The 12,157-nt window shown below is 72.9% G+C and carries 12 protein-coding genes; 11 read left to right on the top strand and 1 reads right to left on the bottom strand.

Going from position 1 to position 12,157, the window contains the following annotated elements; all coding sequences use genetic code 11:
• Positions 1-251 precede the first annotated feature (251 nt).
• Together Van01_RS30550 and Van01_RS30545 are read left to right on the top strand one after the other, a co-directional pair.
• Positions 252-1,304, top strand: coding sequence for a tetratricopeptide repeat protein (locus Van01_RS30550; RefSeq protein WP_373306310.1), 1,053 nt, complete (start codon positions 252-254; stop codon positions 1,302-1,304).
• Positions 1,301-2,317 carry an HAD-IIA family hydrolase gene (locus Van01_RS30545; protein WP_204014976.1) on the top strand — a complete coding sequence of 339 codons (1,017 nt, stop codon included), beginning with the start codon at positions 1,301-1,303 and terminating at the stop codon, positions 2,315-2,317. Before Van01_RS30550 ends, Van01_RS30545 begins: the two co-directional genes overlap by 4 nt.
• A 13-nt stretch (positions 2,318-2,330) precedes the next feature.
• Here Van01_RS30545 and Van01_RS30540 read toward each other — a convergent pair whose 3' ends face one another.
• Positions 2,331-2,669: an SCP2 sterol-binding domain-containing protein gene (locus Van01_RS30540; RefSeq protein WP_093409767.1), complete on the bottom strand. Its 339-nt coding sequence runs from the start codon at positions 2,667-2,669 to the stop codon at positions 2,331-2,333.
• 111 nt (positions 2,670-2,780) lie between these two features.
• Here Van01_RS30540 and Van01_RS30535 point away from each other — a divergent pair, with 111 nt between their 5' ends.
• The 9 genes from Van01_RS30535 to murJ all read left to right on the top strand — a co-directional run.
• A complete protein-coding gene (locus Van01_RS30535; RefSeq protein ID WP_204014974.1) occupies positions 2,781-3,353 on the top strand; it encodes a phasin family protein in 573 nt (190 codons plus the stop codon).
• Positions 3,350-3,577, top strand: coding sequence for a hypothetical protein (locus Van01_RS30530; RefSeq protein ID WP_204014972.1), 228 nt, complete (start codon positions 3,350-3,352; stop codon positions 3,575-3,577). Before Van01_RS30535 ends, Van01_RS30530 begins: the two co-directional genes overlap by 4 nt.
• Before the next feature lie 16 nt (positions 3,578-3,593).
• Positions 3,594-4,454: a TlyA family RNA methyltransferase gene (locus tag Van01_RS30525; RefSeq protein ID WP_204014970.1), complete on the top strand. Its 861-nt coding sequence runs from the start codon at positions 3,594-3,596 to the stop codon at positions 4,452-4,454.
• 171 nt (positions 4,455-4,625) lie between these two features.
• A complete protein-coding gene (locus Van01_RS30520) occupies positions 4,626-5,510 on the top strand; it encodes an NAD kinase (RefSeq protein WP_204014967.1) in 885 nt (294 codons plus the stop codon).
• 57 nt (positions 5,511-5,567) lie between these two features.
• Positions 5,568-7,325 (top strand): DNA repair protein RecN, encoded by a 1,758-nt coding sequence (gene recN, locus Van01_RS30515; RefSeq protein WP_204014964.1) that lies wholly within the window; start codon positions 5,568-5,570, stop codon positions 7,323-7,325.
• Positions 7,326-7,443: 118 nt separating this feature from the next.
• On the top strand, positions 7,444-8,622 hold the full coding sequence (gene steA, locus Van01_RS30510) for a putative cytokinetic ring protein SteA (protein ID WP_204014961.1): 1,179 nt from the start codon (positions 7,444-7,446) through the stop codon (positions 8,620-8,622).
• A gap of 27 nt (positions 8,623-8,649) precedes the next feature.
• Positions 8,650-9,591 (top strand): copper transporter, encoded by a 942-nt coding sequence (locus Van01_RS30505; protein ID WP_204014958.1) that lies wholly within the window; start codon positions 8,650-8,652, stop codon positions 9,589-9,591.
• Between the two features lie 85 nt (positions 9,592-9,676).
• Positions 9,677-10,543, top strand: coding sequence for a hypothetical protein (locus Van01_RS30500; protein WP_204014956.1), 867 nt, complete (start codon positions 9,677-9,679; stop codon positions 10,541-10,543).
• 1 nt (position 10,544) lies between these two features.
• The coding region (gene murJ / locus Van01_RS30495) for a murein biosynthesis integral membrane protein MurJ (RefSeq protein ID WP_204014954.1) at positions 10,545-12,157 on the top strand (1,613 nt) is incomplete at its 3' end.

Raw genomic sequence — 12,157 nt, 5'->3', positions numbered from 1 at the left:
ATCGCCGTGATGGCGGCAGCTCCGGCGGAGACCGTCGCGAGAGTGGTTTCCGAGGCGGCGAGCGCCGCGAGGGTGGCTACGCCGATCGTCGTGGCGGTGGAGTCCGGGACGACCGGGACGGCGAGCGTCGCTTCGGGCGGCGTGAGGACCGGGACGGACCTGGTGCGGCCGAGGACGGTCGTCCGGAGGCGCCGGCGCTTCCCGACGAGATCGTCGCGACCGACCTGGACAAGGACGTCCGCGCCGAACTGCTGTCGCTGGCGAAGCCGGTCGCGGACACCGTTGCCCGACACCTCGTGGCGACCGGCCAACTGATCGACGAGGACCCGGCCGAGGCACTCGCGCACGCACTGGCCGCTCGCCGGCTCGCATCGCGGATTTCGGCAGTCCGGGAAGCAGTCGGCCTGGCCGCCTACCACGCCGGTGAGTGGCAGTCGGCCATCGCCGAGTTGCGGACGTACCACCGGATGAGCGGCGCGCAGAGCCACCTTGCGGTGATCGCGGACAGCGAGCGGGCACTGGGCCGTCCCGAACGGGCCATCGACCTGTTCCGGGGTGCCGACCAGGAGAAGCTGGACCCGGCGGTGGCGACTGAACTGCTGATCGTGGCCGCTGGCGCGCGCGGCGACCTCGGCCAGCGGGACGCGGCCGTGGCGATGCTTCAGGTACCCGACCTGACCAGCGACACCGTCCAGCCGTGGACGGCACGGCTGCGGTACGCGTACGCCGACGCCCTGCTGGCCGTCGGGCGGCGAGCCGAGGCACGGGAGTGGTTCTCCCGCGCGGCGGAGGTGGACACCGAGGCGGAGACCGACGCGGCCGAGCGGCTGCTGGAACTCGACGGTGTGGTCATCGAGGGCGACGACGAGGACGAGGTGACCGAGGAGCTGGTTGCTGGTCCCGGTGCCCCCGGTGCCGTACCGACAAGCCCGGACGCCGGCCCGGCGACCACCGCCGAGGCGTCCGACCAGGACGACCCGGTCGGCAGTAACCTGCCGTCCGACGGACCCGGGCACGACGCGAGCACCGGCGCGGAGCCGACGGTCGTCGAGCAGCCGAACGGCGACGACGCGGCGGTCGAGGAGCGGGTGGGCGACCAGACCGTCGACGACCAGCCGCGCGGTGACCAGCTTGCCGGCGATCAGCCAATCGACACGTCGACCACTGACGGTCGGCGCGATGCGACCGACGGCGGCGTGGCCGAGGACGTGGCACCGGACATCGAGGCCGCACCGGAGGCCGCCGACCTCGGTGCGGACCGCGAGGCGAACGGGACCGAGGAGCCGGAGGCACGGCAGCGATGAACGGGGACCGGCTGGTTGACGGTTACGCCCTTGTCGTTTTCGACCTGGACGGGGTGATCTACCTGATCGACCAGCCGATCCCCGGCGCGGTCGAGACGGTCGCCCGGCTGCACGGTGAGGGCCGGGCGGTCGCGTACGCGACGAACAACGCCTCGCGCCGCGCCGCCGACGTGGCCGATCTGCTCACCGGGATGGGTGTGCCGGCACGGACGGAGGAGGTGCTCACCAGCGCCGCAGCGGCCGCCCAACTGCTGGGCGAGCGACTGCCGGCCGGCGCGCCGGTGCTCGTGGTGGGCGCCGAGGCACTCCGCGCCGAGATCAGCGAGGCCGGGCTCAAGCCGGTGACCACGGCCGAGGAGTCACCGGTCGCGGTGATCCAGGGGTACGGCCCGCAGGTGGGCTGGGCCGATCTGGCCGAGGCAGCGGTGGCGGTGCGGGCCGGCGCGACCTGGGTGGCCACGAACACCGACCGGACCCTGCCCAGCGGGCGTGGACCGTTGCCGGGCAACGGCGCGCTGGTCGCCGCGCTGGCCACCGCGCTCGGCCGCGACCCGGACGAGATCGTCGGCAAGCCGGCGCCGGAACTGTTCGCCACCGCCGCCCGACGGGCCGGCGAAGGTCGTACGGTGGTCGTGGGTGACCGGCTGGACACCGACATCGAGGGTGCCAACCGGGCCGGTCTGGACAGCCTGCTGGTCCTCACCGGCGTCAGCGACGCCGCCGAGCTGCTCGCGGCGCCCCCGGAGCGGCGGCCGACGTACGTTTCGTGGGACCTGACCGGACTCTTCGATCCCGACTGCGTGGTGCGGGTGCCGGCGGCGGACGCCGACCACGGTGGCTGGCAGGTGACCATCACCGGGGCCGACGACTGGCAGCTGTCCGGCTCGGGCCGTGACCTGGACGCGCTCGCCACGCTCTGCGCGGCGGCCTGGCGCAGCCACCCGTCCGGTCCGGTCCGGGCGGCCTCCCCGCAGGCGGCGAAGGCGCTGGAGAAGCTCGGCCTGGCAACCTGACCGGACCGCCGGCTCAGAGCAGCTTGCGCAGCTTCATCAGGTCGAACGGGTTCGCCTTGATCGACACACGGCGGTTGGCGACCGCGCGGGTGACGTCGAGGTCGCCGCGCACCAGGGCGAGCAGGTCGTCACTTGTGGTGCTCATGGCGATCTTCGCCTTCGGGTCGTCACCGTCAGCGAGTTCGACGAGCCTGCCGCCGGTGAGCCGACCGTGGAAGGCGGTCTCCAGATCAGTGATCCGGCAGGCCAGGGTGCGATCCAGGTCCACGCGATCACGGACGGTCTCCGCGTTGCGTTCGAGCCGGGCGGCCAGATCCTGCAACGCCTGCCGACACTCGTCCACCGTGGCCACCAATCGCCTCCTCGCCACACCACGTCGTCTCCCGGCACCGTACCGCACAGGACGGTTCCGGCGGCCCGGTAGCGTGACACCTGCACAGCCGCCGGGCGAAAGGACTCAGGCATGCAGGACGCGTGGCGCGCCTACCTCGAACTGGCCATGGGCCTGACGGAGGCGCCCCGGAAGAAGGCGCAGGACGCGGTGCGTCGAGCGGTGGGATCGACCGGAGCGACAGCTGCCCAGTTGCAGACCCTCGCCGAGGAGTTGCGGTCGACCGGCGCGGCCAACCGCGAGGCCCTGACCAAGCTGGTGCGGTTCGAGGTCGAGCGGGCACTCGGTGCGGTGGGCCTGGCCACCGCCGAGGAGGTCGCCGAACTGGATCGCCGGGTCCGTGAGTTGGAACGGCAGCTTCGAGCCGCCGCCGGCACGCCCACAAGTGGCCCGGCGCCGGGCCCCTCGACGGCCGCCGGATCCGCTGAGAACCCCTCCGTCGGCACGCCACCGACCGCCGCCGCGGCCCCACCGACAAAAGCGGTCGCCAAGAAGGCTGTCGCGAAGAAGGCGGTGGCCAAGAAGGCTGTCGCGAAGAAGACCGTGGCGAAGAAGACGTCCGGAACCGTGATGCGTACCGCCGATGGCGAACCGACGCCGCGACCGGCGAAGGCCGCGCCGCCGCGACCGGACGGTGCCGCGTGACCGCACCGCGCCCCGGCCCGCCGCTGGGCTCGGGCCCGCGCCCCGGTCCGCCGCCGCAGCGCTGGACCGGGGAGGACGCGGAGGGCGACAACCATCCGGCGGTGGACGCCGCGGTGCAGGCGATAGCCAACGCCGCGACTCTGAGCCCCGCCGACCAGATCGCCCAGTACGAGGCCGCGTACCAGACGCTGCGGGAGACGCTGGCCACCATCGACCAGGCCTGAGGAGATACGTCGATCCATGGCACGGCGTAACCGGTTGGACGCCGAACTCGTCCGTCGCGGGCTGGCCCGTTCCCGCGAGCAGGCGGTCGCGCTTGTCGAGGCCGGCCGCGTACAGCTGCGTGGGGTGCCGGCGCGCAAGGCCGCCGCGATGGTCGATCCCGCCGATCCGCTGCTGGTCAGCGGCGCCGACCCCACCTCGGAGTACGTCTCCCGGGGCGGGCACAAGCTGGCCGGCGCGCTCGCCGCGTTCACCCCCGCCGGGCTGGTGGTTGGTGGTCGACGCTGCCTCGACGCGGGCGCGTCCACAGGCGGCTTCACCGACGTGCTGCTGCGGAACGGGGCCGCCGAGGTGGTCGCGGTGGATGTCGGCTACGGCCAACTGGCCTGGTCGCTGCGCAACGATCCCCGGGTACGGGTCTTCGAACGCACGAACGTCCGGACGCTGACCCCCGAAGCGATCGACGGTCCGGTCGACCTGACCGTCGCCGACCTGTCGTTCATCTCGTTGCGCCTGGTGCTGCCGGCCCTGGCGGCCTGCACCCGGGCCGATGGCGATCTGGCGTTGATGGTCAAGCCGCAGTTCGAGGTGGGTCGGGACCGGGTCGGCGCCGGTGGCGTGGTGCGTGATCCGGAACTTCGGGCACAGGCGGTGCTGGATGTCGCCACGGCGGCCGCGAGCCTGCGGCTGGGGCTGGCTGATCTCGCGGCCAGCCCGCTGCCGGGGCCGAGCGGTAACGTCGAGTTCTTCGTATGGTTACGCCGGGACGCGCCACCGGCCGACCCGGACCGGGTACGGGCCGTGGTGACGGCTGGGCCCGGTGGCCAGGTGACGTCCGGCGACCGGCCGGACGAGGCGACGGAGGAGGTGGCCACGTGAGCGAGCGAAGCGAGCGAACCGTTTGGCACAGCAGCGTGGCGGCTCGCGCCGCCGGTGAGCGGAGCGAGGCGGTGGCGTGAGCGAGCGAAGCGAGCGAACCGTTTGGCACAGCGGCGTGAGCGGGTCTCGGCGAGCGAACCCTCAGCGCGGTGTTCCCGAGCGGTCGTCGCGGTGACCCGCACGGCCCTGTTGGTGACGCACACCGGCCGCCGCCGCAGCACCGAGCACGCCCGTACGGTCGCCGCGGACCTGATCGCCGCCGGGTTCGAGGTGCGGGTCGTGGCCGAGGAGGCCGAGGACCTCGACCTGCCGGGCGTGGTGCCGGTGACCGGGCCGGAGACGGCCGAGGGCGCGGAGATCGTCTTCGCGCTCGGCGGGGACGGCACGTTCCTGCGCGCCGCGGAGCTGGCCCGACCGGCGAAGGTGCCACTGCTGGGCATCAACCTCGGCAAGGTCGGGTTTCTCGCCGAGGCGGAGATCGGTGATCTCGACGTGGCGGTTCGCGACGTGGTGAGCCGCAACTACAGCGTCGACGAACGGCTCACCCTCGACGTGACCGCGGAGTTCGACGGTGGGCCGACAATCGAGTCGTGGGCGCTCAACGAGATAAGCGTCGAGAAGGGCGAGCGGGCCCAGATGCTGGAACTGCTCGTCGACGTCGACGGGCGGCCGCTGTCCCGCTACGGCTGCGACGGCGTGGTCTGCGCCACCCCCACCGGATCCACCGCGTACGCCTTCTCCGGCGGCGGACCGGTGGTCTGGCCCGAGGTGGAGGCGCTGCTGCTGGTACCGATCAGCGCGCACGCGTTGTTCAGCCGGCCGCTGGTGACCGCCCCCACCTCCACCATCTCGATAACCGTCGACCCGTTCACCACCCTGGCGGTGCTCTGCTGCGACGGCCGGCGGGTCTACGACCTGCCGCCGGGTGCCCGGGTCACCGTCCGGCGGGGCACCCTGCCGGTACGGATCGTCCGGCTGCGGGACCGGTCGTTCACCGCGCGTCTGGTGGCCAAGTTCGACCTTCCGGTGCACGGCTGGCGGGGCAACCGTCGCTGACTCCGGCGGCCACGCCGGCTGGTCAAGTGTCGGGCCACGCGTCTACTGTCGGTTGCTGTGCTGGAGGAGCTACGCATCACCGGACTGGGCGTCATCGAGGACACGACGCTGCCGTTGACCGGCGGCATGAACGTCATCACCGGCGAGACCGGGGCTGGCAAGACCATGGTGGTGACCGGGCTCGGGCTGCTCTTCGGCGGCCGGGCCGACGCCGGTCGGGTACGCGCCGAACCCGGCCGTGCCGTCGTCGAGGGCCGGCTGCGCCTCGGTGGCCGGGTGGCGGAGACGGTGCACGCCCGGATCACCGACGCCGGCGGTGAGCCGGACGACGACGGCTGCGTGCTGCTGAGCCGTACGGTCACGGTGGAGGGTCGGTCCCGGGCCCACCTGGGTGGTCGCGGCATGCCGGTGTCGATGCTCGGCGAGGTCGGCGAGCAGGTGGTCGCCGTGCACGGCCAGTCCGATCAACTGCGCCTGCTGCGCCCGGCCGAACAGCGGGCCGCGCTGGACCGGTTCGCCGGCCCGGAGCACGAGAAGCTGCTCGACGCGACCCGGGACGCCTTCACCAGGTGGCGTCGGGTCGTTGACGACCTGGCCGACCGCCGACGCAACGCGCGCGAACGCCACCAGGAGACCGACCTGCTGCGGTTGGGGCTCGACGAGATCACCCGGGTGGATCCGCAACCGGGTGAGGACGCCGAGCTGAAGGCGGAGACGCAGCGGCTGGAGCACGCGGAGGGCCTGCGTACCGCGGCTCAGCTGGCCCACCAGTGCGTGGCCGGCGGGTTGGAGGCCACCGACGACACTCCCGACGCCTCGACGCTGTTGGGCACCGCCCGGCGCACGCTGGAGGCGCAGACCGGCACCGATCCGGCGCTCGGTGAGCTGGCCGCCCGCCTGGAGGAGGCGGCCACGCTTGTCGCCGACGTCTCGGTGGAGCTGTCCACGTACCTCACCGGTCTGGACGCCGACCCGGCCCGGTTGCAGGCCCTCTACGAGCGGCGGGCCGCGCTGCGGGCGTTGACCCGCAAGTACGCCGACGACGTCGACGGTGTGATCGCCTGGGCGGAGCGGGCCCGGATCCGACTGTCCGAGCTGGACAATTCCGACGAGCTGCTCGACGAGTTGGACCGGGAGGCGTCCCGGTTGGCAGCCGAGGTGGCCGAGCTGGCCGGCCGGCTGTCGGTGTCCCGGCAGGAGGCGGCGGCGCGCTTCGCCGAGCAGGTCACCGTCGAGCTGGCCGGGCTGGCGATGCCGCACGCCCGGATCGAGGTGGCGGTGCTGCCCCGACCCGCCGGCCGGACCGAACCGACGTTGCCGGTCAACGGGGTCGACGTCGGCGTCGGCCCGGACGGCGGCGACGAGGTCGAGCTGCGGCTGCTGGCGCACCCCGGTGCGCCGTCGCTGCCCCTGCAACGGGGTGCCTCCGGCGGTGAGCTGTCTCGGGTGATGCTCGCCATCGAGGTGGTCTTCGCCGGCTCCGGTGGCCCGCCGACACTTGTCTTCGACGAGGTCGACGCGGGCGTCGGTGGTCAGGCGGCGGTGGAGATCGGCAGGCGGCTGGCCCGGCTGGCCCGCAGCCACCAGGTGCTGGTGGTGACCCACCTGCCCCAGGTCGCGGCCTTCGCCGACCGGCACCTGGTGGTGGCCAAGGACACCGGCGGCGCGGTCACCACCAGCGGGGTGCGGGTGGTGGAGGACACCGAGCGGGCCCGGGAACTCGCCCGGATGCTCGCGGGTTTGCCAGATTCGGATCTGGGTATCGCTCATGCGGAGGAACTGCTGGCCGTGGCGGCCAGGGAACGGCGGTCCTGAGACCGCGATTGTGAGCGGAGGCACACCGGCCTTCGCCCATGTGTGCTTCCCTGGGTAGGCGGCCCTGCTCAGGCATGTCGCGACAGATTCGCCTGCCTCACATGCCAGGATGGTCACGATGCGTCTACCCACGTTGCGCCGGGCCCGGAACGCGGAACCGGGACAGGTCCTCGGCACCGCGCGCCTCGACCGCCGTACGAAGCGGCTGGTCGGTCGGCTCCGCCCCGGTGACATCGCGGTCATCGACCACGTCGACCTGGACCGGGTCGCCGCCGACTCGCTCGTCGCGGTCGGCGTCGGCGCGGTGCTCAACGCCAAGCCGTCGGTCTCCGGCCGATACCCCAACCTCGGCCCAGAGGTGTTGATCTCGGCAGGCATTCCGCTCCTCGACGACCTCGGCGAGGGCATCTTCGAGCGGATCCGCGAGGGCGACACGGTACGCATCGAGGGCAACACCGTCTACCTGAACGACGATCCGGTGGCACACGGCAGCCTCCAGGACACCGAGAGCGTGGCCAAGGCGATGACCGACGCCCGGGAGGGCCTGTCGGTGCAGTTGGAGGCCTTCGCCGCCAACACCATGGACTACCTCAAGCAGGAGCGCGACCTGCTGCTCGACGGCGTCGGGGTGCCCGAGATCGCCACCGAGGTGCAGGGCCGGCACTGCCTGATCGTGGTCCGGGGCTACGACTACAAGGCCGACCTGGACGTGCTGCGCCCGTACATCCGGGAGTTCAAGCCGGTGCTGATCGGCGTCGACGGGGGCGCCGACGCTCTGGTCGAGGCGGGCTACACCCCCGATATGATCATCGGCGACATGGATTCGGTCACCGACGACGTGCTGCGCTGTGGCGCCGAGGTGATCGTGCACGCGTATCCGGACGGGCGGGCGCCGGGGCTGCCCCGGGTCAACGGCCTGGGGGTGCCGGCGGTGACCTTCCCGGCCGCCGCCACAAGCGAGGACCTCGCCATGCTGCTGGCCGACGAGAAGGGCGCCTCGCTTATCGTCGCGGTCGGTACCCACGCCACGCTCGTCGAGTTCCTCGACAAGGGGCGCGGTGGCATGGCGTCGACGTTCCTCACCCGGCTCAAGGTCGGTGGCAAGCTGGTCGACGCCAAGGGCGTCAGCCGGTTGTATCGGCAGAGCATCTCGGGGTCGTCCCTGTTGCTGCTGGTCCTCTCGGCCCTCGCCGCGATGGCCTCCGCGGTGGCCGTCTCCACCGTTGGCAAGGCGTACCTGGGCGTGGTCTCCGAGTGGTGGGACAATTTCGTGTTCCAGCTCGGCCAGCTCTTCTAGCTCCCGACCGATCAAGAGGCTTCAAGCGTGATCAACTTCCGGTACCACGTGGTGTCCCTGACCGCGGTCTTCCTCGCCCTGGCGATCGGCCTGGTGGTCGGCACAGCCGCACTCAACGGTCCGGTCGCGGACTCGCTCAGGGAGACCGTCAACGAGCTGCGCAAGGACAACCAGCAGATGCGCCAGGCGGTGCAGAGCATGCAACGGGAACTGGAGCTGGAGGAGGACTTCGCCGCCGAGATGGCCCAGGTGATGCTGCCGGGCACGCTCAGCGGCAAGCGGGTGCTGGTGCTCAGCCTGCCCACCGGCCGTGACCACACCGAGGGTGTGCTCAAGATGCTCCAGCTGGCCGGTGCCGACGTCACCGGGCGGGTCGACCTCCAGGACAAGTTCATCAACCCGGAGAACAACAACGACCTGCTCGAACTGGCGGTCACCGCGGCCCGACCGACGAGCGCGCCGACCGCTGGCCTGCCCGGCAACGGTCACGGCGTCGAGACCTCCAGCGCCCTGCTGGCCACCGTGCTGCTGGACCAGCCCGCCGGCGCCGAGCCGGTCACCGAGGCCGACCGGCGGGCGGTGCTGGCCGCGTACGGCAACGCGAACTACCTGACCACCTCCGACCGGGTGACCGCACCGGCGGAGGCCGTCGTGGTGGTCAGTGGGCAGCCGTACGTGGACAAGGACTCCGCCAAGAAGGACGAGTCCGTGGTCAAGATCGCCGAACAGTTCGACCGGACCGGGGGCATCGTGGTGGCCGGCAACGGTTCGGCCGGCGGCAACCTGGTGGCCTTCGTGCGGGGCGACGCGGTGCTCACCCAGACCATCTCGACGATCGACAACGCCAACACGGTGCAGGGCCAACTGGTCACCACCCTGGCGCTGGTGCAGCAGCTCACCGAGCGTAAGGCCGGCCAGTACGGCGTCGGTGACAGCGCCGCGTCGCTGGTGCCTAGACTGCCCCAGTGAACCTGAGGCACCCCCGGTGCCCGATTCCGACGATCTCCGCCGGCCGGCCGGCGGGAGGGGATGGCGTGAGCGCGGTGACGGTGACGTGACGATCCTCGGTCGACTCCTGGTGGCCGGGATCGGGGCGGTCGCCGCCCGGTACGCGTTGCGCGAGATCCGTACCGCGCCGGCCGCGCCGGCGCTGGAACGGACCAACTTCCGGGGACGCACCGTGACCCTGGCCGCCGGCCCGGCCCTCGCGGTGGGCGCTTCGGCGGCTGCGGCCGGCGGGGCGGCGAGCGTGCCCGCCGGGGCGGCGACCCTGGTGGCCGGGCTCGGCGCCGGTGCCGTGGGCCTCTACGACGACGTCGTCGGCGCCCGCCCGGAGCAGAAGGCGGCAAAGGGCTTCGCCGGACATCTGGCCGCGCTCCGGCAGGGCCGGGTCACCGCCGGCCTCGTCAAGATCGTGGGAGTGGGCGCGGCCGGTCTGGGCGCGGCGGTGCTGCTCGCCGCCGACCCCGGCGTGGCCGGGCACCGTCGTCGACAGCGGCAGGGGGCGCTGGGACGGGGCGTCGACGTACTGCTCGGCGCGGGGGTGGTGGCCGGCACGGCGAATCTGGTCAACCTGCTCGACCTGCGCCCCGGGCGGGCGCTGAAGTCGGGGCTGCTGTTGGGCGTGCCGCTGAGCGTCGGCCGGCACGGTGGGATCGCCTCGGGCGCTGTCGGTGCCACCGCCGGGCTGTTGCCCGCCGACCTGGCCGAGGACGTGATGCTCGGCGACAGCGGCGCGAACGCCCTCGGGGCGGTGCTCGGGGTGGCGATGGCCGCCCGCACCGGCCCGGTCGGCCGGGCCGGGCTGCTCGCTGTCCTCGCCGGGCTCACCGCCGCCAGCGAGAAGGTGAGCTTCACGAAGGTCATCGCGAGCACGCCGGGGCTGCGTGAACTCGACGCGCTGGGCCGACGCGCCGACTGACGTGACCAGACCGACCCCCCTCGCCGGCACCGGTCGGGTGGCCGGCGCGGCAGCCCTCATCGCCGTCCTCACAGTGGTCAGCAGGCTGGCCGGGTTCGGTCGGACCGCCGTGTTCACCTGGGTGGTGCAGGACAGCGACCTGGGCGCGATGTACCTGCTCGCGAACACCATCCCGAACATCATCTTCGAGATCGTCGCGGGTGGGGCGTTGGCCAGCCTGGTCGTACCGCTGCTCGCGGCGGCGGTCGCGGCGGGGGACCGGCGCACGGTGGCGGCCACCACCGGTGCCCTGCTGACCTGGACGGTGACGCTGCTGGTGCCGTTGGCGGTGCTGGTGGCGCTGGCCGCCGGCCCGATCATCACCGCGCTCGGTGACGGTCGGTCGCCTGAGGAACTGGCCTCGGCGGCCCGGATGTTGCGGGTGTTCGCTCCGCAACTGCCGCTGTACGGCATCGGGATCGTGCTCACCGGCGTGCTCCAGGCGCACCGCCGGTTCGCCTGGCCGGTGATCGCGCCGCTGCTGTCCAGCCTCACCGTGGTCGTGGTCTACCTCGTCTTCGCCGGAGCCGCCGGCACGGGAGCGAGCGTGGCGCAGGCCGGCCGTGGCGGTGAGCTGATCCTGTCGGTCGGCACCACCCTCGGCGTGGTGGTGCTGTCGTTGTCGCTGCTGATCCCGCTGCGTCGGCTGCGGCTGACGCTGCGCCCCGGGTACGCGTTCCCGGCCGATGCCAGGGCCCGAGTACGCGGGCTGGCGGTGGCCGGTGTGGTGACGGTCACCGCCCAGCAGGTGGCGCTGGCGGTGATCCTCTACCGGCTGTCCAGCGGCCGTACCGAGGCGTTCCAGGTGTTCAACCTGGCGCAGACGTTCTACCTGCTGCCCTGGGCGGTGCTGGCGGTGCCGCTGGCCACCGCCGCGTACCCGACCCTGGCCGCGGCGGCGGGCGCGGACGAGCGGACCTACCGGGACGTGCTGTCGGCGACGCTGCGCGGGGTGCTGCTGTTCAGTTTCCTCGGCGCCGCGCTACTTGTCGGTGCGGCCGGCCCGATCGGCCGGTTCTTCCCGCTCGACAGTGACGCGACCGCCGCCGCGATCGCCGGCTACGCTCCCGGGCTGGTCGGATACGGGCTGTTCGCGGTGTTGTCGCGGGCGTTGTACGCCCGTGGCGCGACCCGGGCGGCCACCGCCACCATCACCGCCGGCTGGCTGGCGGTGCCGCTGGTGCTGGTTCCGCTGTCGGCGCTGCTGCCGGTGGCCGACCGGGTGCTGGCGGTGGCGTTGGCCAACTCGGCGGGGATGCTGCTGCTCGGTGCGCTGCTGCTGGTCGCGGTCGCCCGTTCGGCCGGCCGGGAGGCGCTTGCGGGCGCCGGCCGGGCCGGCGGCGCCGGTCTGCTGGCCGGCGGTACGGCCGCCGTCGCGGCGGTGGCGATGCTGCGGCTGCTGGACGCCGGGGGCGACCCCCCGGCGCGGTGGACGGCACTGATGCAGGGCATGCTGTCCGGAGTCCTGGTCGCTGTCGTGTTCCTCGCCCTGGTGTGGCTTGTCGACCGGCAGGACCTGCGGCCACTGCTGACCGGGCTGGGTCGACGCCTGCGCCGGGCCCGGCCAGGTGACCG

Source organism: Micromonospora andamanensis (assembly GCF_016863495.1).
Lineage (GTDB): Bacteria > Actinomycetota > Actinomycetes > Mycobacteriales > Micromonosporaceae > Micromonospora > Micromonospora andamanensis.
Note: the sequence above shows the minus strand (reverse complement) of the source record. Positions and strands in the feature narration are given on the sequence as shown.

Bases quoted from the DNA above. Each gene is read 5' to 3' on its own strand.
- Van01_RS30525 (WP_204014970.1), top strand. From the start codon at position 3,594: ATGGCACGGCGTAACCGGTTGGACGCCGAACTCGTCCGTCGCGGGCTG.
- steA (WP_204014961.1), top strand. From the start codon at position 7,444: ATGCGTCTACCCACGTTGCGCCGGGCCCGGAACGCGGAACCGGGACAG.
- Van01_RS30535 (WP_204014974.1), top strand. From the start codon at position 2,781: ATGCAGGACGCGTGGCGCGCCTACCTCGAACTGGCCATGGGCCTGACG.
- Van01_RS30545 (WP_204014976.1), top strand. From the start codon at position 1,301: ATGAACGGGGACCGGCTGGTTGACGGTTACGCCCTTGTCGTTTTCGAC.